20 protein-coding genes are annotated in these 22,159 nt (G+C 60.9%); 9 read left to right on the top strand and 11 right to left on the bottom strand.

Annotated elements, in window-relative coordinates; all coding sequences use genetic code 11:
* The first annotated feature begins 205 nt into the window (after positions 1–205).
* The gene (gene cra / locus KDB76_RS04860; protein ID WP_013970960.1) at positions 206–1,201 is read left to right on the top strand and encodes a catabolite repressor/activator; all 996 of its coding nucleotides are present in this window, start codon (positions 206–208) and stop codon (positions 1,199–1,201) included.
* 2 nt (positions 1,202–1,203) lie between these two features.
* Entirely contained in the window at positions 1,204–1,980 is a 777-nt protein-coding gene (locus KDB76_RS04855) for a TatD family hydrolase (RefSeq protein WP_013970959.1), read from the top strand.
* A 127-nt stretch (positions 1,981–2,107) separates the two neighbouring features.
* Here the strand turns inward: KDB76_RS04855 and ampE are convergent, their stop codons facing one another.
* From ampE to KDB76_RS04840, 3 genes are all read right to left on the bottom strand, one after another.
* Positions 2,108–2,938 carry a regulatory signaling modulator protein AmpE gene (ampE, locus tag KDB76_RS04850; RefSeq protein ID WP_038408715.1) on the bottom strand — a complete coding sequence of 277 codons (831 nt, stop codon included), beginning with the start codon at positions 2,936–2,938 and terminating at the stop codon, positions 2,108–2,110.
* The gene (gene ampD, locus KDB76_RS04845) at positions 2,935–3,507 is read right to left on the bottom strand and encodes a 1,6-anhydro-N-acetylmuramyl-L-alanine amidase AmpD (RefSeq protein ID WP_023662425.1); all 573 of its coding nucleotides are present in this window, start codon (positions 3,505–3,507) and stop codon (positions 2,935–2,937) included. Before ampD ends, ampE begins: the two co-directional genes overlap by 4 nt.
* 209 nt (positions 3,508–3,716) lie before the next feature.
* Positions 3,717–5,864 carry a DUF1631 domain-containing protein gene (locus tag KDB76_RS04840; protein WP_038408713.1) on the bottom strand — a complete coding sequence of 716 codons (2,148 nt, stop codon included), beginning with the start codon at positions 5,862–5,864 and terminating at the stop codon, positions 3,717–3,719.
* Positions 5,865–6,106: 242 nt separating this feature from the next.
* Between KDB76_RS04840 and nadC the strand changes: the two genes are divergently transcribed.
* A complete protein-coding gene (nadC, locus tag KDB76_RS04835; protein WP_038408711.1) occupies positions 6,107–6,955 on the top strand; it encodes a carboxylating nicotinate-nucleotide diphosphorylase in 849 nt (282 codons plus the stop codon).
* A 63-nt stretch (positions 6,956–7,018) separates the two neighbouring features.
* On the opposite strand, the gene trxB is transcribed toward nadC, so the two are convergent.
* A complete protein-coding gene (gene trxB / locus KDB76_RS04830; protein ID WP_015268972.1) occupies positions 7,019–7,981 on the bottom strand; it encodes a thioredoxin-disulfide reductase in 963 nt (320 codons plus the stop codon).
* A 328-nt stretch (positions 7,982–8,309) separates the two neighbouring features.
* Between trxB and cysZ the strand changes: the two genes are divergently transcribed.
* Positions 8,310–9,038 (top strand): sulfate transporter CysZ, encoded by a 729-nt coding sequence (cysZ, locus tag KDB76_RS04825; protein ID WP_004376058.1) that lies wholly within the window; start codon positions 8,310–8,312, stop codon positions 9,036–9,038.
* Positions 9,039–9,083: 45 nt separating this feature from the next.
* Here cysZ and KDB76_RS04820 read toward each other — a convergent pair whose 3' ends face one another.
* The 3 genes from KDB76_RS04820 to KDB76_RS04810 form a co-directional block, all read right to left on the bottom strand.
* Complete coding sequence (locus KDB76_RS04820; protein WP_024086276.1) at positions 9,084–9,701, bottom strand: GAD-like domain-containing protein; 618 nt, start codon at positions 9,699–9,701, stop codon at positions 9,084–9,086.
* An 18-nt stretch (positions 9,702–9,719) separates the two neighbouring features.
* Positions 9,720–11,066, bottom strand: coding sequence for a DUF6861 domain-containing protein (locus KDB76_RS04815; RefSeq protein WP_024086275.1), 1,347 nt, complete (start codon positions 11,064–11,066; stop codon positions 9,720–9,722).
* 226 nt (positions 11,067–11,292) lie between these two features.
* Positions 11,293–12,609 (bottom strand): PAS domain-containing methyl-accepting chemotaxis protein, encoded by a 1,317-nt coding sequence (locus KDB76_RS04810; protein WP_024086274.1) that lies wholly within the window; start codon positions 12,607–12,609, stop codon positions 11,293–11,295.
* 177 nt (positions 12,610–12,786) lie between these two features.
* On the opposite strand from KDB76_RS04810, the gene KDB76_RS04805 reads away from it, so the two are divergent.
* Complete coding sequence (locus KDB76_RS04805; protein ID WP_038408708.1) at positions 12,787–13,977, top strand: glycosyltransferase family 1 protein; 1,191 nt, start codon at positions 12,787–12,789, stop codon at positions 13,975–13,977.
* A gap of 131 nt (positions 13,978–14,108) precedes the next feature.
* Here KDB76_RS04805 and KDB76_RS04800 read toward each other — a convergent pair whose 3' ends face one another.
* Together KDB76_RS04800 and KDB76_RS04795 are read right to left on the bottom strand one after the other, a co-directional pair.
* On the bottom strand, positions 14,109–14,591 hold the full coding sequence (locus tag KDB76_RS04800; RefSeq protein ID WP_015268966.1) for a glutathione peroxidase: 483 nt from the start codon (positions 14,589–14,591) through the stop codon (positions 14,109–14,111).
* Between the two features lie 145 nt (positions 14,592–14,736).
* Positions 14,737–15,222 carry a peptidylprolyl isomerase gene (locus tag KDB76_RS04795; RefSeq protein ID WP_003259610.1) on the bottom strand — a complete coding sequence of 162 codons (486 nt, stop codon included), beginning with the start codon at positions 15,220–15,222 and terminating at the stop codon, positions 14,737–14,739.
* On the opposite strand from KDB76_RS04795, the gene KDB76_RS04790 reads away from it, so the two are divergent.
* On the top strand, positions 15,221–15,523 hold the full coding sequence (locus tag KDB76_RS04790; RefSeq protein WP_024086272.1) for a DUF3565 domain-containing protein: 303 nt from the start codon (positions 15,221–15,223) through the stop codon (positions 15,521–15,523). The genes KDB76_RS04795 and KDB76_RS04790 overlap by 2 nt on opposite strands.
* Positions 15,524–15,554: 31 nt before the next feature.
* On the top strand, positions 15,555–17,642 hold the full coding sequence (gene pta / locus KDB76_RS04785; RefSeq protein WP_024086271.1) for a phosphate acetyltransferase: 2,088 nt from the start codon (positions 15,555–15,557) through the stop codon (positions 17,640–17,642).
* A 156-nt stretch (positions 17,643–17,798) separates the two neighbouring features.
* Here the strand turns inward: pta and KDB76_RS04780 are convergent, their stop codons facing one another.
* Positions 17,799–18,518, bottom strand: coding sequence for an OmpA family protein (locus KDB76_RS04780; protein WP_013970946.1), 720 nt, complete (start codon positions 18,516–18,518; stop codon positions 17,799–17,801).
* A 108-nt stretch (positions 18,519–18,626) separates the two neighbouring features.
* A complete protein-coding gene (locus tag KDB76_RS04775) occupies positions 18,627–19,211 on the bottom strand; it encodes an MBL fold metallo-hydrolase (protein WP_349254012.1) in 585 nt (194 codons plus the stop codon).
* A gap of 474 nt (positions 19,212–19,685) precedes the next feature.
* Here KDB76_RS04775 and KDB76_RS04770 point away from each other — a divergent pair, with 474 nt between their 5' ends.
* Together KDB76_RS04770 and KDB76_RS04765 are read left to right on the top strand one after the other, a co-directional pair.
* Entirely contained in the window at positions 19,686–20,987 is a 1,302-nt protein-coding gene (locus tag KDB76_RS04770; protein ID WP_011920678.1) for an ISL3-like element IS1411 family transposase, read from the top strand.
* A gap of 62 nt (positions 20,988–21,049) precedes the next feature.
* Entirely contained in the window at positions 21,050–22,159 is a 1,110-nt protein-coding gene (locus tag KDB76_RS04765; protein ID WP_173585792.1) for a tyrosine-type recombinase/integrase, read from the top strand.

Genomic DNA, 22,159 nt, shown 5'->3' with positions numbered 1-22,159 from the left:
TGCACCGATGGCAGCCGAGGCAGAAAATTCGGCAGCTGAAACGATTAATCTGACCAGGCGGCCACGTTACTCGATAATCTGCCGATGAAAAAGCCCCATCCTGTCGGACAATTGCGACAATGGTCGTCTGCGCGTGGCGCCCTCGCCGGGTCAAACTACCCGGTCAGGGCTCACAGCCAGCCCCGGTAATAACAAGGAAAATTCGGTGAAACTCAGCGATATCGCCCGTCTGGCCGGTGTGTCCGTGACCACTGCCAGCTACGTCATCAATGGCAAGGCCGAACAGCAGCGCATCAGCAACAGCACTGTCGAGCGGGTACGCGCGGTGGTCGAGGCCCACGGCTTCACCCCCAACCCGCAGGCCGCTGGCCTGCGCAGCCGGCATACCCGCACTCTGGGCTTCATTCTCCCGGATCTGGAGAACCCCAGCTACGCCCGCATCGCCAAGCAGCTCGAACAAGGTGCCCGCGCCCGTGGCTACCAGTTGCTGATTGCCAGCAGCGACGACCAGCCCGACAGCGAGCGCCAGTTGCAACAGCTGTTTCGCGCCCGCCGTTGCGATGCACTGTTCGTCGCCAGCTGCCTGCCGCCAGAAGACGACAGCTACCGCGAGCTGCAGGACAAAGGCCTGCCGGTAATCGCCATCGACCGCCGCCTGGACCCTGCGCACTTCTGCTCGGTGATCAGTGACGACCGCGACGCCAGCCGCCAGCTGGCCGCCAGCTTGCTGAGCGTCGCCCCGCGCAGCATCGCCTTGATCGGCGCCCGCCCCGAGCTGTCGGTCAGTCAGGCACGTGCCGGTGGCTTCGACGAAGCCCTGCAAGGCTATGCCGGCGAGGTTCGCCGCTATCAGGGCGAAGCGTTCAGCCGAGAGTGCGGCCAGCGCCTGATGCAGCAACTGATCGATGACCTTGGCGGCCTGCCGGATGCCCTGGTGACAACCTCCTACGTGCTGCTGCAAGGGGTGTTCGACACCCTGCAGGCGCGCACTGCCGACTCACGCCAGCTGCAGCTGGGTACCTTTGGCGACAACCAGTTGCTCGACTTCCTGCCGCTGCCAGTCAATGCCATGGCCCAGCAGCATGGCTTGATTGCCGCCACCGCGCTGGAACTGGCACTGGCCGCGATCGAGGACAAACGCTACGAACCTGGCGTGCATGCCGTCGGTCGAACGTTCAAGCAACGCATTACAGCGGCCTGAACATGCGCCTGATCGACACCCACACCCACCTGGACTTCCCCGACTTCGACGCCGACCGCCAACAACTGCTGGCCAACGCGGTGTCGCGCGGGGTGGAGAGGATGGTGGTGCTGGGGGTGTACCAGGCGAATTTCCAGCGGGTGTGGGACCTCGCCTGTGCCGACCAGCGCCTGTTCGCCGCGCTCGGCCTGCACCCGATCTACCTTGACCAGCATCGCCCGGAGCACCTGGCGCAGCTGCGCGAGTGGCTGCAGCGCTTGCACGGCGACCCACGGCTTTGTGCCGTGGGCGAGTTTGGCCTGGATTATTACCTCGAAGACCTGGACAAGGCCCGCCAGCAGAAGCTGTTCGAAGCGCAACTACAGATGGCCTGCGACTTCGAACTGCCCGCACTGCTGCACGTGCGCCGCAGCCATGCCCAGGTGATCGCCACGCTCAAGCGCTACAAGCCGGCGCGGGCGGGGGTGATTCATGCGTTTGCCGGCAGTTACGAAGAGGCCCGCGAGTACATCAAGCTGGGCTTCCGGCTTGGGCTTGGCGGTGCGGGTACCTGGCCGCAGGCCCTACGGCTGCGCAAGACCCTGGCGCGGTTGCCGCTGGACAGCGTGGTGCTGGAGACCGATGCGCCGGACATGGCGCCGGTTATGTTCCCCGGGGTAAGGAACAGCCCGGAGCACCTGCCGGAAATTGCCGGGGTGCTGGCGCAGGTGATGGGGGTGGATGTCGCGGAACTGGCTCAAGCCAGCACCCGCAATGCTTGCGAGTTGTTTGGCTGGTAGCTGAAGTGCTGGCACCTGCGTGGGCCTCTTCGCGGGCTTGCCCGCTCCCACAGGGACCGCGCAAATCTTGAGACCGGCGCAGTACCTGTGGGAGCGGGCAAGCCCGCGAAGAAGCCAGCGTGTCAGTTCAGACAAGCACCGTCCACAGCGCAAACCCGGCATACCACAGCACCGCACAGCGCAGCAGCAGCTCCCACAGGCTGTCCAGCCGTCCCAGCCCGCGCTGGCTGTCTTCTTCTTCGGGAATGTCATCGGCAATGCGCCCGACCCTGGCAACCAGGTGGGCGGCGCTGATGTGCCAGTTGAGCACCTCGTGCAGCATCACCCGGGTAACCGCGAGAAAATTGCCGACCAGGGCGAAACTCAAGGCCAGCACCCGCACCGGCAGCCAGTCCATGATATGCCTGAGCTGCTCGGCACGGGCCTTCAACGTCGGTTGCTTGCTGTGTTCGCCACACAGAGCCAGCAAGCGATAGGCCAGGGCTGCACCCGGGCCCAGCACGAAGTACCAGAGGATCACCGCGAAAAAGCCTTGGTACACCTGCCACAGCAGGTTGCCCTGCACCTGCACCAACAGGCTTTGCGGCTCGTCGGCCGCCAGCCCCAGGTCGCGCTCGGCCACGTGCAGCGCGGCCTGGTCGTCACCGCGCCGCCAGGCATCACGGAACGGCCCCATCGATGCCTTGGCATCGCCGCGGCCCAGGCTGTAGATCAGCACCAGCAGGTGCACCGGCAACGCCAGCAAGCCATACGCCACCGGGTCCAGAACATGCAGCAGCAAAACCAGCAGCGCTACCGGTGCCAACACCAGAATGGCCAGCGTCCACCATGGGTGCACCTTGCCGCTGCGCTCCAGGCGCACCAGTTCGCCGAGGAAGAACCCATCTCGCTGCACCTGATGGCGCAGGGCCGAGAACTTCTCGACCCAAAGCGCCAGCAACAACACCAGAAAACTCATGCCTTGTCCTCGTTTTGCTGCAGCGCCTCTCGGTAGCGCGGCCAGTCGAAGGCCGGGCCGGGGTCGGTCTTGCGCTGCGGGGCAATGTCGCTATGGCCCTGGATGCGGTCCAGCCCGATGGCCGGCCAGGCACCGCGGATGTGCCGGGTAAGTTGCTCCAGCACCGTGTACTGGGCATCGGTATAAGCCAGGTCGTCGGTGCCTTCCAGTTCGATGCCGATGGAGAAATCGTTACAGCCTTCACGCCCGTCGAAGCACGACACCCCGGCGTGCCAGGCACGGTCGAGCAACGACACGAACTGGGTCACCGCACCGTCACGCTCGACGAACAGGTGCGCCGACACGGTCAGGTGGTTGATGCTGGCGAAGTACGAGTGCTCATTGGGGTCCAGGCGGTTCTGGAAGAATTGCTGGACCTTGCCGGTACCGAAGCAGGCCGGCGGCAGGCTGATGTTGTGAATAACCAGCAGGGAAATCGATTCGCCTTCGGGGCGAGCATTGAAGTTCGGCGAGGGGCAATGGGTGATTCCGATTCCGTGGAACCAGCCAGTGGCACGGTCCAATTGCATGGGGCAGATCCTGAGAGCGCCGTGAACAGGTCAACAGTATGCCCTGCGGCCAACGGCGTTTGCATGTGAATCATTGTAATGCTGTGGGAGCGGGCGTGCCCGCGAACACCGGCGCAGCCGGTGCCATCCACCGCGGCGCTTGTTTCGCGGGCACGCCCGCTCCCACAGAGATCGTGCCAGCTTGCAGATAATGCGCAAGACAGTTGTGCCTACCGCCGCAGCCCGTCGAGCACCGCCTCAAGCGCCCGCTCGAACAAAAGCCCGTCATCCAGCACCCGCACCTCACCTCGATGCAGTGCCCGGGCCAGGCTGGCCCCGTTCCATTCGCGTACTTTCATACCGGTGCGGTTGGCGAACACCAGCCGGTCGCTACTGTCGACGCGCGCCACCAGTTTGCAGCGCAGCGGTTCGTCCTCGTCCAGCACTTCTACCCAGGTACCGATACGCAGGCGCTGCACGTGGCGCAGCGCCACAGCCTGCCCGTCGGCAAACTGCGACGGAGCACAAGCGGGTTCCTCGGCAATCGCCAGGACGATGTCCTCGGCCACCAGCACTTCGCTCAAGGGCTGGCCCTCAGTGCCGGGCTGCATCGCGGTACCCGCGCACGCACGCAGGTGCAGCTGTTCCAGTTGCAGGAAGAATTCGCGGGTCGCTGCCGAGTCCAGGGCCACGCTGGCCAGGCCATCGCGCAGTGCCTTGAGCAGGCCCGGTACCTGCTGCAGCAAGGCATGCGGCTCATGCGGCGGAGTGATGCTGGCCAGCAGCGTGTCCATCGTCTGCAAGGCATCCCGCCAGGCCTGGGATGCTTCACCTTGCTTGAGCCAGGCCAGCAGCAGTACCTGGCTCCAGGCTTGCACCAGCATCTGTACCACCACCTGCGGCAATAACCTACCGCGCAGCCGTTGGTTGAGAGCATGCTGCACCTGCTGCCTGGCCTGCAGTGTTCGGGCACGCCCTTCTTCGGCGTCGCGGGTGCGTTGTTCGAGCAGCTCGTTGCGCCGCCGCTCGTCCTGGTTGAAAGCGAGGAAGTCTTCGAGCAGTTCGGCGAACAGGCTGGTATCTTCGGCAAAATCATTGAGAAGGCGCTGGACGATACGCTCCACCCGCAGGTGCAGGCTGTCACGCATACCGTCGCCGCCGCATTCCCAGCCGATTGCCGCGCCAGCGATCTCGTTGAGCAGCCGGCGGGCCGGGTGGCTGGCACGACTGAGCAGCCCCTTGTCCAACAGGGCCACTTTAAGCAGCGGAATGTGCAAACGCCCGATCAGCGCACGCAGGCTGGCCGGCAAGTTGTCGTCGTTCTGGATGAAGACGAACAGCAGGCCAACCAGGTTGATCATGTCCTCGTCGGCAACATCGATACGCCGGCGTGTGCCGCTGCGCACGCTGACCCGCAACAGCAATTGTTCAAGCTGTTGGCCAAGTTCGAAATCGTCGGCCTCGTGGGTAGCGGGCACATAGTGCTGCAAATGCGAAAGCAGGCGCAGCAGGTCGGCGGTGCTGATTGGCTGGGCGGCGGCCACCGCCTGCAAACGAGGCGCGAACTTTCCACGCACCGGGGCCAGCAGTGTTTGCAACGAGGCAAAGAAAGCCTGCCCTGCCGCGTCCGAGCCCACCTCGTGACCCAGGTTCGCCGGCCCACGACCTGCGCTCATGCGCCGATCTTCGGCACGCCGACGTGGTGCCGACGGCAATTCAGGCAATACACCGGCGGCGGCCAGCAACTGGTTGGCTTCGCCATAGATCACGTCGGCATCGCGCAACACATAGCGCTCGAACAGTTTGAGCAGGACCAGCTTGACCCGCAGGCCAACCCCCAGGTTGCGGCCAGCGTCGAGGAAGTAGCCGCACAGCGCTGCGGGCCCCAGCGGGTTGTGCTGCTCGTGCAGGGGGCGGTCGAGCAGTACCTGCAAGCGCAGGCCCAGTTGCTGCAGGGCAATACCGTCGCGTGACAGCACGCGCGCGACCATGCCTTCTATCGCGCCAGCCCGTTCCACGTGGGCCTTGCTGCGCAGGTTGCCCGGCTCGACCATGTGCGCCAGCAGGTCAACCTGGCCGATACGGGCAAAGGCATCATAGAACGTGTCGAGAAAACCGCGCTCGATGCTCTTGCGCTTCAGGCGCAGGTCACGCATGGCCTCGAAGTACAGGTTCTGGTCACTGCGGTCGAAGGCCTTGTCGGCCATCTCGAAGAGGGTGTCGTCAGCATTGTCGAACAAGCCCTGCAGGCCCTGACGCAACTGCAAGGCGGCCTTGTCGCGCACCTGCAGGAGCAATACCGGAAGGCAAGGCAGAGGCGTACGCCCGCCTCGATCGATGGCTGCCGCCAAGGGCACCACCTTGCCTTCTTTTTGCATCCTGTACTCCTTGCAGGGTGTCTCGCCCGAAGGGGCTGAAGATCGTCAAAGTCATGACGCCAAATACTAGTCACCATTATCGGTAAAAATCCACACAGCTGCCAGCGCCGTTTCACTAGCTGGCTAATGACCCTGATTTACCCCGCCTGCTCACACCGGCCGACCAAAGGTCATCGCCGAGGCGACTGTACACACCGGCCCCCTGCCCTATAATCGCCGGCATCTAGCTTGTGGAGCCGACCATGCCGAACCTACGCCTTGCCGACCTGACCGCTGAAATCGAAGCCAATGTGCGCCGTGCGCTGTTGGAGGACATCGGCAGTGGCGATATCACCGCGCAGTTGATCCCGGCCGAGCGCCTGGCCAAGGCGACCATCATTACCCGCGAAGACTGCGTGATCGCCGGCACCGCCTGGGTCGATGCCGTGTTCCGCCAACTCGACCCACGCGTGGCCGTGCACTGGCAGGTGGCCGATGGCGAGCGCGCCACGGCCAACCAGCCGCTGTTCCATCTGGAGGGCCCCGCGCGTTCGCTGCTCAGTGGTGAGCGCAGTGCATTGAACTTCCTGCAGATGCTGTCGGGTGTCGCCACTCGTGCGCGCTTCCTTGCCGACCTGGTGGAAGGCACCCAGGTACGCCTGCTGGACACCCGCAAGACCCTGCCGGGCCTGCGCCTGGCGCAGAAGTATGCAGTGACCTGCGGCGGTTGCGACAACCACCGCATCGGCCTGTACGACGCCTTCCTGATCAAGGAAAACCACATCGCAGCCAGCGGCGGCGTGGCCGCGGCCGTGGCGGCGGCGCACCGCATTGCGCCGGGCAAGCCGGTGGAAATCGAAGTGGAAAGCCTGGATGAGCTGCGCCAGGCACTGGCCGCTGGTACCGACATCATCATGCTCGACGAGCTGACTCTGGAAGAGATGCGCGAAGCAGTGCGCATTACTGCGGGCAAGGCCAAGCTGGAAGCCAGTGGCGGGGTCAACGAGACGACCTTGCGGGTGATTGCCGAGACTGGGGTGGACTACATCTCGATTGGTGCCATGACCAAGGATGTGAAGGCAGTGGACCTGTCGATGCGGTTGAGCCTGTAAGCTGATTGCAGGCATGAAAAAACCGGCCTCAGGGCCGGTTTTTTCATTGGTGGCGCTCTCGGATCAGAACGAAGCGTTGGCCAGCCCATCCAGGTAACGCTCGACATCCAACGCCGCCATGCAGCCGGCACCGGCCGAGGTAATGGCCTGGCGATAAACGTGGTCGGCCACGTCACCGGCGGCGAACACGCCCTCGATGTTGGTGGCGGTGGCATTGCCCTCACGGCCGCCGTTGACCACCAGGTAGCCGTCCTTGAGGGTCAGCTGGCCTTCGAACAGCGAGGTGTTCGGGGTGTGGCCAATGGCGATGAACACGCCGTCGACCTTGATTTCGTCGCTGCTGCCATCGTTGTTCTTCAGGCGCGCACCAGTCACGCCCATGTTGTCACCCAGCACTTCGTCCAGGGTGGCGTTGAGCTTGAGCTCGATCTTCCCTTCGGCCACACGGGCATGCAGCTTGTCGACCAGGATCTTCTCGGCGCGGAAGGTATCGCGACGGTGTACCAGAGTCACCTTGCTGGCGATGTTGGCCAGGTACAGCGCCTCTTCCACGGCAGTGTTGCCGCCACCCACCACGGCGACCGGCTTGTTGCGGTAGAAGAAGCCGTCGCAGGTGGCACAGGCCGAAACACCCTTGCCCATGAAGGTTTCTTCCGACGGCAGGCCCAGGTAGCGGGCGCTGGCGCCAGTGGCGATGATCAACGCGTCACAGGTGTACTTGCCGCTGTCACCCTGCAGGGTGAAGGGTTTGTTGGCCAGGTCGACGGCGTTGATGTGGTCGAAGACGATTTCGGTTTCGAAACGCTCGGCGTGTTCCTGCATGCGCTGCATCAGCGCAGGGCCGGTCAGGCCGTGGGGGTCGCCCGGCCAGTTGTCGACTTCGGTGGTGGTGGTCAGCTGGCCACCGGCCTGCATGCCGGTGATCAGCAGCGGCTTGAGGTTGGCACGGGCGGCATATACCGCAGCGCTGTAACCGGCAGGGCCGGAACCGAGAATGATGACGCGCGAATGACGTACTTCAGACATGTCGAACTCCTGTCGAGCGGGCCGCAGGGCCGGCATCGGTGTACCGGCTGCGCCTGCCTGGAAATTAAAAAGGACCCACGCAGCACTTGGGGAAGGCTACAACGCGCAGGCCCATAAAGCGGAAAGTGAGCGCACTGTAGCGAGGTCGCAAAGATTAAGGAAATATCCTTCGACAATCCACCTCATAGCCATCGTCTATTCAGCGATTTGATCGATAGCCAAGCCCTGCTGCTTTTGTTACAGCCCGTTTCCCGCCCGCTGCCCGCCTTTCGTCGGCGCGGCAAACTCGGTAAGGTCAGCGCGTTTTCCTTCTCTGCGGAGTCTCTCGATGCAAGCCCCTGTACTCTCTGGCCCCCAGTACCTGCGCGAAGGCCTGAAACTGGTGCTGAGCCCCAATCTGCGGTTGTTCGTGCTGCTGCCGCTGGCGGTCAACCTGCTGCTGTTTGGCGGCCTGATCTACTTCGCCGGCCACCAGTTCAGCCTGTGGGTGGACGCCCTGATGCCAAGCTTGCCGAGCTGGCTGAGCTTTCTCACCTACATCCTCTGGCCGCTGTTCGTCGCCCTGGTGGTGCTGATGGTGTTCTTCACCTTCACCCTGGTGGCCAACATCATCGCCGCGCCGTTCAATGGCTTTCTGGCGGAAAAGGTCGAGGTTGTGGTGCGTGGCGAGGACAATTTCCCCGCGTTCAGCTGGGGCGAGCTGGTGGCCATGGTGCCACGTACCTTCGGCCGTGAAATGCGCAAGCTGGGCTACTTCCTGCCGCGGGCCATCGGCCTGTTCATCCTGTCGCTGATCCCGGTGGTCAACGTGGTGGCGGCGCCGCTTTGGCTGATCTTCGGGGTATGGATGATGGCTATCCAGTACATCGACTACCCGGCGGACAACAACAAGATGAGCTGGCAGGACATGCTCGCCTGGCTGCGGCAGAAGCGCTGGCAATCGCTGGGCTTTGGCGGCATCACCTATCTGGCGTTGATGGTGCCGGTGGTGAACGTGCTGATGATGCCGGCGGCGGTGGCCGGGGCTACGTTGTTCTGGGTGCGGGAGCGGAACTGAAGGGGCGAGGGGCTGCAGGGCAGCCCCTTTTTGCGGGCTGCATTTTCAAAAGTCGGAGAAACTGTAGGGCTCGAGGGTGGCAATCTGAGAAAGCAGTATTAGATGCTCCACTGCCTTAACCTTCTCAAGGTTAGCAAGGTCGCTTGAGCCGCCGAACGCCAGGGCTGGAACGAACCCATACATTTCATCATGCTTTAGCATGCCCAGTTTTTTCTTTGCTGGCTCGAACATTCCATCAAAGTCAACAGACGCCTTCTCTTTCCCAAGGAAGAAACCTTGCACTTCACTGTCCATATCCGCCGCCGTCAACTCATATTCACTTCCCCTATATCGTGAAATATGAGCCAAAATCTTTACTGAGAAACCCGTTTGCTCTCCAAAGAGATACAAGTCACCAAATGCACCGCGAGCGATCAGGTGGTATCTATCCCGCCTCTCCAATATTGTGCCTTCGATAAGCGAGGCAGTTACCTCTTCATATTCCTGGGGATTGACAGTCCAAAATATCCCGTCACCATATCCGCACCAACCGTGCTCACTCCAATACTCTAACAATTTGCTCGGCAAGATCCCTCTGTATCGATCCAGACTTGAGGGAGGAACCTCCTGTCGAAAAAACGGCTCACCAACTTGCTCTACAAACAGGGAAAAAATCTCATCCACGGCGAAACCCTCAAGCGACTAGCATTTATGCAGTTTTACGTTTAACAGGCCTGACCCCACACCCGATCTTGAAGCTTTCTCGGCAGCAGCTTTCAAACCATAAACTCTGCTTTTCCATTGCGTGCCTATGCTCGAGTTAACTTGCCTGTCGCCAAAGTCAGAAATAGTATCCCGTCCACCGGCGATCAAGTCAGGATTATGCAAAGCTGCGAGAGATGACATGGTTTCCTTTGCTTGCTTCACCGAGAGCTTTCTAGCTTCAATGGCACTCATAGTTTTCATCAGATCCCTCTGAATCCTCTCCTGCAACTTATCATAAAGTTCCTTTCTCGCTATTTTTGCAATGCGCGGATCTCGCTTGGCCGGATTAGCGATATTTTCGAGAAACTCTTCAACCGTAAGCCGGTTTAGCCCATCCTGCTGTCCCTTCAACTGCCGTTCAAACTCGCCATGCTTGGATACTGGCAATTTGTCTGCCTTGAAGCACGCCACGGTATGCAACGGCATGCTACCGGGCTTCCCTGTCGAGGGCTCCTTGTCTTTCCCTGCCGGCCGATCAGGCTGCATCGGTTGCGGCTCACCCACCGCCCCCTTGCGCCGCTCCGGCACCTGCAGATCCGGCCGTTGCTTCAACCCTTCTTCATGCTTGAGCATCCATTGCCCCAGCCGCGCACCTTTGCGGCTGGCCGCCATTTCCTGGGCCAGCACCCGGGCATCGCCGCGGCCGCGGGTGAGGTACGACACGATCGCCCCCAACAACAGCAGCACGACTTCCACATGGCCTTGGGCAATCTGATGCGTGGCCCGGGATATCGCATAGGGGTCGTCCCGGCAGAACGGGCCCGTGCCTTCATTGCCGCAGGTGCCTTCCCAGGCGAAGCGAATGCCGTCGACGTAGTACTCGCCGATACGCGGCAAGCCCTCGATGAAGAACTCGGCGATGGAGGCCAGCCCCAGCGCGCCGAGGATCCAGCCACTGACCTTGAGGCCCATGGCCGCGCCCGCGCCGGCGAACGGAATGGTTCCGGCGCCGCCGGCGAATGCGCCAACCCCCGCGCCAAGCAGGCCACCGGTAATGGTGCTGCCGGCGACGATCATCGCCATCTGCCGCACGACCATCAGCAGTTCGTCGACGATGCTGTTGATGTCGAGGTCGGCGAAGCGCTGGCGCAGCATGTGCGCCGCCTGCCATTCGGCGTGGTAGAAGGCTGTGCGGACGGCTTCGATCCGGCGCAGGTTGAGGCCTAGCGAGGCGACCTCTTCATTGAGGCTGGTGCGGAACTGGCCACCGCTTTGGTAGCCCACCAGGGCGATGACACGTGACTCGATCTCGTGCCAGGAGGGCACGAGGTAATCCAGGTACATGAGGTGTCTCCCTGACAGCGTGTGCAGGGGGAAATCCCATCATGGATTCGGATCGGAGGTTTCTTAGCCAGTTGTAGGAAAATGCGACTTCTTTTACGGCAGGTTCAGCGAAGTTGAGCTGTTCAGCCGGCACCATGGACAAGGTTGGGGATCTTTGTCGTGCCTGAGATCGAGCCCCATCTGGGCGGGGGCTCGACTGCATATGCGCTACAAACCTCAGGCCATATCAAAGACTCAACTGGCTGGAAAACTGCCCCACCACATCCACCACCCGCTTCGCACCATCCTGAATCTCGACGATCACGCTCCCTGTCTCGTCCGCCAGTGCCAGGCCCTGCTCGGCCTGGCGCTTGCTGGTGTCGATGATCGCCACTGCCGCTTGGGCCAGTTGCTCGTTCTGCTGTACCACGCGGGCGATTTCCTCGGTGGCGGTGCTGGTGCGCGAGGCCAGTTGGCGCACTTCATCGGCAACCACGGCAAACCCACGTCCCTGTTCGCCAGCGCGGGCCGCTTCGATGGCCGCGTTCAGCGCCAGCAGGTTGGTCTGCCCGGCAATGTCGCTGATGGTCTTGATGATCGAGCCGATCACCCGCGACTGGGTATCCAGTGCCTGGATACCCTCTGCCGCCTCTTGCATCGACGCTTCCAGCCCGCGCATCACGCTGACGCTCTGGGTTACCACATCGGTGGCCTTGCGGGCACTGGCATCGGTACCCAGCGAGGTGTTGTAGGCGACATCCGCCGCCTCGGCCACCGCCTGCTCCTGGTTGACCTGATCGGTGATGACGGTGGCGAACTTCACCACCTTGTACAGCACGTCATGGGCATCGAAAATCGGGTTGTATGAAGCTTCCAGCCAGACCACCCGGCCGTGGGCATCGATACGCTTGAAGCGGTCGGCAACGTACTCGCCACGGCGCAGCTTGTCCCAGAACGCCTGGTAGCCGGCCGAGTTGGCCTCCTCCGGCTCGCAGAAGATGCGGTGATGCTTGCCACGGATCTGCTCCAGGCGGTAACCGACAGCGCCCAGGAACCGGTCGTTGGCAGTGAGGATGGTGCCATCGAGATCGAACTCGATCACCGCGGTGGAGCGCATCAGGGCCTTGATCAGGCTTTCGTGCTCGCGGGAGGTCTCGATGGTGCGGGTAAGGTCGCTGGAATGCAGCGTGAAATACTTGATGCGCCCCTCGCTGTTCTTGACCGGCTGCAGGATCGACCGTAGCCAGGCTTCCTGGCCATTGCCACGCAGCAGGCGGAATGCACCGTTCAGGTGTTCACCGCGGCTGATTGCGCCCTTCATGCGCTGGTGGAAATCCAGCGTCTTCACATGGGCGGGGACGATGTCCTCGATGTTGCGCCCAAGCAATTGTTCGCCACGGTAGAGCATCTCGCTCTCGAAGTTGGCATTGACCATCTCGATCCGTCCCTGAGGGTCGAGTTGAAGTACCAGCATCTCGCTGTCGAGGCTATTCTTGACCTGTTCTATGGACATCAGGTCTTCGCGAAGCTGCCGGATTTCTTGCTTGAGCTTGTTGTTGAACATCACCGCTCTCCTGGAGCGAATCGGGTAGTCGAATGCATCTTCATCGGCTGCCGATGCCCCCGCTTGAGTGCCCTGCAATGAAATATTCACGTGGACATACGCGTCGGCGAGCAGGCGTCATCTTTACGTCACACGGCAGTCACATTGGCGCAATCCAGCAGGCGGAAACTTTTTGTCATGAATACACCCGCCCTACGCATTTCCCTGGTCAGCGAAACCTTCCCACCCGAGATCAACGGCGTGACCAATACCCTTGGCCGCCTCAGCGAGGGGTTGCGCCAACGCGGCCATGAGATCGAAGTGGTGCGCCCACGCCAGGCCGGAGAAGCAACGCGGCACAGCGACCCGAACCTGATGCTGTGCCGTGGCTGGCCACTGCCTGGCTACCCGGGCTTGCAATGGGGCGAGGTATCGATGCACAAGCTGTTGCGCCGCTGGCGTCGACAGCGCCCGGATGTGCTGTACATCGCCACCGAGGGGCCGCTTGGGCTCAGTGCACTGCGCGCGGCCCGGCGCCTCGGGGTTGCGGTGGTCAGTGGCTTCCACACCAACTTCCCGCAGTATTCCGGCCAGTACGGGCTGGGCCTGCTGACGCGCCTGCTCACCAACTACCTGCGCTGGTTCCATCGGCGCACGGCGATCACTCTGGTACCCAGCCTCAGCCAGCGCCTGGAGCTCGAACGCCGTGGCTTCGAACGCCTGGAGCTACTGGCCCGGGGGGTCGATGCCTGCCTGTTCAACCCGGCCCGGCGCAACCCCGCATTACGGGAAAGCTGGGGGCTCGGCCCGGATGATATCGCCGTGCTGCATGTGGGGCGGCTGGCGGCAGAAAAGAACCTGGGCTTGCTGCGCCCAAGCCTGGAGGCCCTGCAGAAAACTTATCCACACAAACGTCTGCGCCTGATAATGGTCGGTGACGGCCCGCAGCGTGCCGCCCTCGAACAGCAGGTACCGGATGCCATGTTCTGCGGCGTCCAGCGTGGCGAGGTGCTGGCCGAACACTATGCCAGCGGTGACCTTTTCCTGTTTCCGAGCCTGACCGAAACCTTTGGCAATGTGGTACTCGAAGCCATGGCCTCGGGGTTGGCGGTGGTCGCCTATGACGAGGCAGCCGCCGCGCAGCATATTCGTCATGGCCATAGCGGTGCGCTGGCCATGCCGGGGGATCAGGTGGCGTTCATCGATGCAGCCTGCTGGCTGCTGGAGGAAGAAGAGACGTTACGGCGGGTGCGCCTGAATGCGCGAAAGCATGCCAGCCACCAGGGATGGCCGGCGATTGTCGAGCAGTTCGAGGGGTATCTGCATGCAGCCCGGAACCAGGCTGCGACCTCGCCTGCTTCGAGGCTGGGTGCTACGCGATCTGTGTAGGAGCGGCCTTGTGTCGCAATCGGGCTGCAGAGCAGCCCCTCGATAGTTGCGACAATGCTGATATCCGGGGGCCGCTATGCGGCCCGATCGCGACACCAGGCCGCTCCTACAGAGGGACCGCGTCAGGCACTTCAGGCCAAGGCTTTCTCGATAGCCTGCACCACCGCAGGATCATCCGGCGCCGTGCGCGGCGAAAAACGCGCCAGCACCCGCCCGTCCTTGCCCACCAGGAACTTCTCGAAGTTCCAGGTAATGTCGCCCGGGAACTCCGCCCCCTCACCCGCCAGCAGTCGGTACAGCGAATGGCGCTGCGGCCCGTTGACCTCCAGCTTGGCACCCAGCGGGAAGCTCACCCCGTAGTTGAGGCTGCAGAACTCCTGAATTTCCTTTTCGCTGCCAGGCTCCTGCCCGGCAAACTGGTTGCACGGAAGGCCAAGCACGTTGAAGCCCTTGTCCTTGTAATTCTGGTAGAGGTTCTCCAGGGCCTTGTATTGCGGCGTGAGGCCACACTTGGAGGCAACGTTGACCACCAGCACCACTTGGCCCTTGAACGGTGCGAGGGGCAGCTCCCCGCCGTTCAATGCGTCCAGTTTCAGGTCGTGAAATGCACTCATGATGAATCCCCTCTCAGGTTCCCGGTTGCCGCGCAGGCGAATTACGCCCACTAAAAAGGCGCTCGTCCAAACCGTCCACCTCCCGTAGGAAGGCAAATCGGCTTGCCCGAGCGCCTGGCGACTTTCTGAGCTTAGCGCAGAAAAATCAGTGGTGATGGCCACCTTCACCGTGGATGTGCCGGTGAGCGATTTCTTCGTCGCTGGCATCACGAACGTTGACCACCTTGACCTGGAAGGTCAGACGCTGGCCGGCCAGCGGGTGGTTGCCGTCGACAGTCACGTCGTCGCCGTCGATGTCGCGAATGGTGACGATCTGCATCTGGCCATCCGGCGCCGAAGCGTGGAACTGCATGCCCACTTCCAGTTCGTCGACACCTTCGAAAAGGCTGCGGTTCAGGGTGCTGACCAGCTCGGCCAGGTATTCGCCGTAGGCATCTTCCGGCTCGATGGAAACGTTCAGCTCATCACCGGCCTGCTTGCCTTCCAGGGCTTTTTCCAGGCCCGGGATGATGTTGCCGGCACCGTGCAGGTAAACCAGCGGTGCACCGCCGGCGGAGCTGTCGATGGTCTCCCCGGCGTCGTTGGTCAGGGTATAGTCGATGGAGACAGCCTTGTTGGCGGCGATCAGCATGGGGCAAGACCTTTTGCAAAAGTATGTAGAGCGGACAAGTGTAACCAAGCCATCGCCCGATTGCGAACGCACTGCGGACGAGCAACGGCCCATCAGTCGGATCACCGGCTTCCACCAGGACGAAGAGGGCCACTGGGTGGCCGAACTGTCCTGTGGCCACACCCAGCACCTGCGCCACCAGCCGCCGTGGCAGGCACGCCCCTGGGTGCTCGACCCGACCCAGCGCGAGCAGCGCATCGGCCAGCCTTTCGCTTGCGGCTGGTGCGCACAAGGGGCCGATAGCGCTACCCTTGGCCGTTAATTTCTTGCACCGCTTATTTCGAGAAGCACGCATGCAGACATTTTTCATTGCGCCGACCGATTTCGGTGTCGGCCTGACCTCCATCAGCCTGGGCCTGGTGCGCACCCTGGAGCGCGCCGGGCTGAAGGTCGGCTTCTTCAAGCCGATCGCCCAGCCCCACCCGGGTGACACCGGCCCCGAACGCTCCACCGAGCTGGTCGCCCGCACCCACGGCATCAAGCCCCCGGTGCCGCTGAGCCTGGCCCACGTCGAGCGCATGCTCGGCGATGGCCAGCTGGACGAGTTGCTCGAAGAAATCATCCGCCTGTACCAGCAAGCCTGCATCGGCAACGACGTGGTGGTGGTCGAGGGCATGGTGCCCACGCGCCACGCCAGCTATGCGGCGCGGGTCAACCTGCACCTGGCCAAGAGCCTGGATGCCGAGGTGATTCTGGTATCGGCGCCGGAAAACGAAGTGCTCAGCGAGTTGTCCGGCCGGGTCGAACTGCAGGCCCAGCTGTTCGGCGGCCCGCGCGATCCGAAGGTGCTCGGGGTAATCCTCAACAAGGTGCGCACCGACGAAAGCATGGCCGACTTTTCCACCCGCCTGCGCGAGCACTCGCCGCTACTGCGCGGCAACGACTTCCGCCTGCTGGGCTGCATCCCCTACCAGCCTGAACTGAACGCCCCGCGCACCCGCGATGTGGCCGACCTGCTAGGTGCCCAGGTGCTCAACGCCGGCGACTATGAACAGCGGCGCATGAGCAAGATCATCATCTGCGCGCGTACCGTTGCCAACACGGTGCCACTGCTCACCTCGGGTACCCTGGTGGTGACACCGGGCGACCGCGACGACATCATCCTCGCCGTCAGCCTCGCGGCGATCAACGGCGTCCCGCTGGCCGGCCTGCTGCTGACCAGCGACAGCAAACCTGACGCGCGTATCCTTGGTCTGTGCCGTGGCGCCCTGCAGGCCGGCCTGCCGATCCTGTCGGTCAGTACCGGCTCGTACGACACCGCCAACCAGCTCAACTCGCTGAACCGCGAGATACCAGTGGACGACCGCGAGCGCGCCGAATTCATCACCGACTTCGTCGCCAGCCACCTCGACGCCGCCTGGCTGCACCAGCGTTGCGGCACGCCGCGTGAATTGCGCCTGTCCCCAGCCGTGTTCCGCTACCAGTTGATCCAGCGGGCGCAGCAGGCCAACAAGCGCATCGTCCTGCCGGAAGGCGCCGAGCCGCTGCTGGTGCAGGCAGCGGCCATCTGCCAGGCCCGCGGCATTGCCCGCTGCGTGCTACTGGCCAAGCCCGAGGATGTCGACGCCGTGGCCCGCGCCCAGGGCATCACCTTGCCGCCGGGCCTGGAAATCCTGGACCCCGAGGTAATTCGCGGGCGCTATGTAGAGCCGATGGTCGAGCTGCGCAAGAGCAAGAACCTCAATGCACCAATGGCCGAGCAGCAACTGGAAGACCCGGTGGTGATCGGTACCATGATGCTGGCCCTGGACGAAGTGGACGGCCTGGTCTCGGGCCTGGTGCACTCCACCGCCAACACCATCCGCCCGGCTCTGCAACTGATAAAGACCGCACCGGGCTCGAGCCTGGTGTCGTCGGTATTCTTCATGCTGTTCCCCGAACAGGTGCTGGTGTACGGGGACTGCGTGATGAACCCGCACCCGAGTGCTGTCGAACTGGCCGAGATCGCCCGGCAGAGTGCCGAATCGGCACAGGCCTTCGGCATCGCGCCACGGGTGGCGATGATCAGTTATTCAAGCGATTCGGCCAGCGACGAGGAAGTCGAGAAAGTGCGCGAAGCGACCCGCCTGGCACAAGGCGCGGCGCAAGAGCTGCTAATCGACGGGCCGTTGCAGTATGACGCGGCGGCCAACCCGGCGATTGCGCGGGACCTGGCGCCGGGCAGCCCGGTAGCCGGGCGGGCGACGGTATTCGTGTTCCCAGACCTGAATACCGGCAACACGACTCACAAGGCGGTGCAACGCAGCACCGACGGGGTCAGCCTGGGGCCGATGCTGCAAGGGTTGCGCAAGCCGGTGAACGACTTGCCGCGCGGGGCTCAGGTTGACGATATCGTGCATACCATTGCCCTGACGGCGATTCAGGCGAGCGTGGCGGGCTGATACCTGCGAAGCATGCACCGCGGTGCATGGCACCGGCTTCGCCGGTGTTCGCGGGCACGCCCGCTCCCACAGGAACCGCGCATTTCCTGAGCCTCGCGCTAAACCTGTGGGAGCGGGCAAGCCCGCGAAGGGCCGCCAAGGGGCCCCGGCGGTCAATCAGGGATACTGCTGAACCTGACCTTGCTGGTCATACTGCTGACCCGGAATCGGCTTCAGGTTCACTTCCACACGGCGGTTCTGCGCACGGCCATTGGCGTCGGCGTTGCTGGCGATCGGCTGGTCCGGGCCCATGCCACGTACGGTGATACGCGAGGCATCTACACCCTGCGAGGTCAGGTAGGTGCTGACCGCCTGCGCACGGCGCTGGGACAGGTCCATGTTGTGCTGGCGGCTGCCAGTGCTGTCGGTGAAGCCGACCACTTCGATGGTGTTCTGGTTGAACTGCTTGAACGAGCCGGCCAGGTTGTTCAGCGGCGAGTAGAAGCTTGGCGCGATGTTGGCCGAGTCTGTTGCGAAGGTGATGTTGCCCGGCATGATCAGCTTGATCTGGTCACCCTGGCGCTGCACTTCCACACCGGTATTGGCCATTTGCGCGCGCAATTCGGCTTCCTGCTTGTCGGCGTAGTAGCCATAACCGGCTGCAGCGGCACCCACGGCGGCAGCGCCGATCAGTGCGCCCTTGCCACGGTTGTTGTGGTCGATGGCGGCACCGGCGATAGCACCGGCCAGCGCGCCCAGGCCGCCGTATTTGGCAGTTTTGCTCATCCCGGTGGAGCCCTGCGCCTGCCCTTGGCTGTCATAAGGGTTCTGGCCGGCACAGCCGGTCATCAGGGCAGCGGCGGTTGCGACGATAATCAGACGACGCATGGTGAACATGGACAAGCTCCTACTGAATTCATGAATGCGACAGATCATAAAGGGATCTATGCCAGCCTTGGATTGCATCGGTGCCGAAAAATTCCGTGAAAGTGCCTTCATGTGCCATCAGGCACGCACAAAGGGGTTCTCGCGCATTTCGTCGCCCAGGCGGGTATCAGGCCCGTGGCCGGTCACCACGATGGCCTCCTCGTCCAGCCGGTACAGCCGCTCCCTGATGGAACGGACGATGGCCCGCTGGTCGCCACCCCACAAATCGGTACGGCCAATGCCCCGGCGGAACAGGGTATCGCCGGCGATCAGCAGCTTGGCGTCGGCAAACCAGAAACTCATCGAGCCTGGCGTGTGGCCTGGCGTATGCAAGGCCACGCCACATCCACAGGCCAGCTCCTCGTCATCCCCCAGCCAGCGGTCTGGCGCGGGTACCGGAGTGTAGGGCACGCCGAACATCTGGCACTGCATTTCCAGGTTGTCCCACAGCGACTGGTCGTCCTTGTGCAGGTGCAGCGTGGCGCCGGTCAGCTCCTTGAGCTTGCCCGAGGCGAGGAAGTGATCGAAGTGCGCGTGGGTGTGGATGATGCTCACCAGCGTCAGCCCGTGGGCCTGCAGGCGGGCAAGGATCTTGTCCGGGTCACCGCCGGGGTCGACGACGATGGCCTTTTTGGTCAGCGGGTCGCCGATCACAGTCCACATGTAGCAACGTTGACCACAAGATCCACATGTAGGAAAATATGGACAACGATCATTTTTCGGACATCTATGTTTAGTTCAGCCAAAAACCGTGATCTCAATCGGTCTCGGTATAATTCCAGTGCTTACCGTGTGCTCATACCCCAATTCAGGTTAATGCATACGCGCTACGAAACATACGAGAACACATTCGACTCATCCAGCCCTCCAAGACCAGATTATTTGGCATGGCCTGCAGAGAATGGCTACTACCCAAACTTTCCAGTCATCATCCAAAGCAATAATGAACCGTGGTCTATTGCTAACTTATATCTAGTTTGCAAGCTTCAGCGCGAACACGGGTACGAATCGAGAACCTACCGAAGCATTGCAGGCTCTTCGCATTTAAGGGTGTAGAAAAAATCTGACCGGCTGGAAAAGGAGTCGAGGATCTTAGAAAATGTAAGCTCTCACACCAACAAAAACTAAGCCCCCGACGTGAACAATCTTACCTTTTCTAGCCCTGATCTTTCCAGCTTTTGCCAACTGAATAACCTCGGCCTGACTGCCACTGGACAACATCTTTGTGCAGAGCGCGCCGTCATCGAATGTCGTTTAACCAAAGCACCCGAGCCATGCCCCAAGTGCGGGGCTGCTGGTGTTTCACGCGGTACTGTCGATAGGCATCTTGCTCACACACCTTACGGACAACGACCAACCAGATTGCTGCTGCGTATCCGTCGCTGGCGTTGTGCTTGCGGCTGTTTCTGGCATGAAGATACAAACAGTGCAGCACCTCCACGTTCAAAGCTTTCATATGGGGCGATACGCTGGGCATTAGCTGCCATCGTGCTGGATCATCTGTCGGTATCTCGTGTTGCGAGCCAGCTTGATGTTGCATGGCACACCGCTAATAATGCCATTATCAACGAAGGACGGCGCCTGCTTTTTAATGACTCGACACGTTTTGACGGTGTGACCGTGCTGGGCGTGGATGAGCATGTTTGGCGACATACACGCTGTGGTGACAAGTACGTCACCATCGTGGTTGACCTTACGCCCGTGCGTAACAAAAACGGGCCGGCCCGCTTGCTCGATGTGCTGGAAGGCCGCTCCAAACAAGCCTTTAAGCAATGGCTACAGAGTCGCCCCAAATCGTGGCGTGACCAGATCGAAAGCATTGCCATGGACGGTTTTACGGGGTTTAAATCTGCAGCGCAAGAAGCCCTGCCTCAAGCCCAAACCGTGCTGGATCCTTTCCATGTCGTGCGCTGGGCAAGCAACATGCTGGATGAATGCCGCCGGCGTGTGCAACACGACATCCTGGGCCGCAGAGGGCGTAAAAATGACCCGCTCTACAAAAGCCGTCGAACGCTACTGACTCGGATCAGCTACCTGTCTGACGCCAACAAAAAGCAACTGTTCCAGCTGTTTGCAGATGAGCACCACCTCGAAGTGGATTGCACCTGGAGCATGTACCAACGGGTGGTCAGCGCCTACAACGAGCCGGATCGAAAACGTGGTAAAAAACTCATGGAAGAGGTCATAAATATCATTACAGCCAGCGACTTGCCCAAAGCGCTCATCGAGGTGAAAGGCTTGGGGGAAACGCTGAAAAAATACGCTGAGAGCATCCTTGCCTACTTCGACCGGCCAGGAACCAGCAACGGTCCAACAGAAGCTATCAACGGGCGACTTGAGCACTTACGAGGTACCGCCTTGGGCTTTAGAAATTTAACCAATTACATAGCCAGGTGCTTGCTGAAGTCAGGAGGGTTTAGAAATCAGCTACACCCTTAAATGCGAAGAGCCGCATTGCAGATCACCTCCTCAACTATTTACGATTCCTCGAAGACGAGGACTTGAATTTCTTACACCTTCCTCAGAACAATCGTCTCAAAGTTACTTTTCGCTACCACAAGCATCTTATAGAGCTTCGCGACCAAGGTCACATATCGACCAGCACAGCAAGCACTCGCATAAATGCAATTGCTAGATTTTATAGGGACATAGTGAAATGGGGCATTATTCAAAAAAGTGAAATCCCTAACCCGCCATTTGACGAAGTGCATAAGAAAATTCAAATCACTTCAAAATACGGAACCCAGAACATTATTAATGTCCAATCACATAATCTTGTAATTCCAATTCCGCAAAAACCTAGTCAAGCTGAATACATTCAAGATGGCGGCGCTCTACGCCCGCTCACTGTCACAGACCAGAAGTTCGTACTGAAAGCCTTGCTCTCCTCCTCCCGTGAATACCAGTTGATGTTTTACTTAGCGTTATTCACGGGTGCTCGAATTCAAACCGTGGGGACTCTTAGAGCGAAAAATTTAAACCTGAAATTAGATGGCGACGGGAATCTCCGGCTTCCGGTAGGCGCAGGCACACTGGTAGATACCAAGAAAGGGAGCCCAATGACTCTTCTGTTGCCTGGGTGGCTTGTTAAGGATTTATTGATATACAGCCATAGCAGCGAAGCAATAAAGCGACGCGAACGCTCATACTATGGAAACACTGAAGATAACTATCTATTCCTGAGTAAAAGCGGTGTACCCTACTACACCAGCAAAAAAGAACTATATGACAGGCAAAACCCTGATGTGAATCGAAATACTTTTCTCACGGATCGAGCGAAAGGTGCCTCTATTCAAGATGGTGGTTCAATTCGTCAGCACATCCATGAAATTCTTTTGCCTCGCATTCTTGAAGAGCAACCGGACTTCCAAAGCTTTAGATTTCATGACTTGAGAGCCACGTTTGGAATGAACCTCCTAGAAGCCCAACTGAAGCATCTAGGCGACAAACCCATAACTTCAGCGCTGGACTATGTACAGCAACGAATGGGACATCGAGATAAGGCGACCACAATGCAGTACCTTAACTACAAGTCCCGTTTAGAGTGGAAGTCACACGTACAAAGCGAATATGAGCAGTCCCTCTTCAATTACGTGAACATTGCAACGTAA

It is taken from the genome of Pseudomonas sp. JS425 (genome assembly GCF_018223845.1).
GTDB lineage: Bacteria > Pseudomonadota > Gammaproteobacteria > Pseudomonadales > Pseudomonadaceae > Aquipseudomonas > Aquipseudomonas asiatica.
The sequence above is the reverse complement of the archived record's forward strand: the minus strand, read 5'-3'. Positions and strand labels throughout refer to the sequence as shown.

Bases quoted from the DNA above. Each gene is read 5' to 3' on its own strand.
- KDB76_RS04815 (WP_024086275.1), bottom strand. From the start codon at position 11,066: ATGTACCTGGATTACCTCGTGCCCTCCTGGCACGAGATCGAGTCACGT.
- KDB76_RS04795 (WP_003259610.1), bottom strand. From the start codon at position 15,222: ATGCTGATCGCCGCCAACAAGGCTGTCTCCATCGACTATACCCTGACC.
- KDB76_RS04780 (WP_013970946.1), bottom strand. From the start codon at position 18,518: ATGTTCACCATGCGTCGTCTGATTATCGTCGCAACCGCCGCTGCCCTG.
- KDB76_RS04810 (WP_024086274.1), bottom strand. From the start codon at position 12,609: ATGTTCAACAACAAGCTCAAGCAAGAAATCCGGCAGCTTCGCGAAGAC.
- KDB76_RS04855 (WP_013970959.1), top strand. From the start codon at position 1,204: ATGCGCCTGATCGACACCCACACCCACCTGGACTTCCCCGACTTCGAC.
- cysZ (WP_004376058.1), top strand. From the start codon at position 8,310: ATGCAAGCCCCTGTACTCTCTGGCCCCCAGTACCTGCGCGAAGGCCTG.
- ampE (WP_038408715.1), bottom strand. From the start codon at position 2,938: ATGAGTTTTCTGGTGTTGTTGCTGGCGCTTTGGGTCGAGAAGTTCTCG.
- KDB76_RS04805 (WP_038408708.1), top strand. From the start codon at position 12,787: ATGAATACACCCGCCCTACGCATTTCCCTGGTCAGCGAAACCTTCCCA.
- trxB (WP_015268972.1), bottom strand. From the start codon at position 7,981: ATGTCTGAAGTACGTCATTCGCGCGTCATCATTCTCGGTTCCGGCCCT.
- KDB76_RS04775 (WP_349254012.1), bottom strand. From the start codon at position 19,211: ATGTGGACTGTGATCGGCGACCCGCTGACCAAAAAGGCCATCGTCGTC.
- ampD (WP_023662425.1), bottom strand. From the start codon at position 3,507: ATGCAATTGGACCGTGCCACTGGCTGGTTCCACGGAATCGGAATCACC.
- KDB76_RS04800 (WP_015268966.1), bottom strand. From the start codon at position 14,591: ATGAGTGCATTTCACGACCTGAAACTGGACGCATTGAACGGCGGGGAG.
- KDB76_RS04840 (WP_038408713.1), bottom strand. From the start codon at position 5,864: ATGCAAAAAGAAGGCAAGGTGGTGCCCTTGGCGGCAGCCATCGATCGA.
- nadC (WP_038408711.1), top strand. From the start codon at position 6,107: ATGCCGAACCTACGCCTTGCCGACCTGACCGCTGAAATCGAAGCCAAT.
- KDB76_RS04790 (WP_024086272.1), top strand. From the start codon at position 15,221: ATGGGGCAAGACCTTTTGCAAAAGTATGTAGAGCGGACAAGTGTAACC.
- pta (WP_024086271.1), top strand. From the start codon at position 15,555: ATGCAGACATTTTTCATTGCGCCGACCGATTTCGGTGTCGGCCTGACC.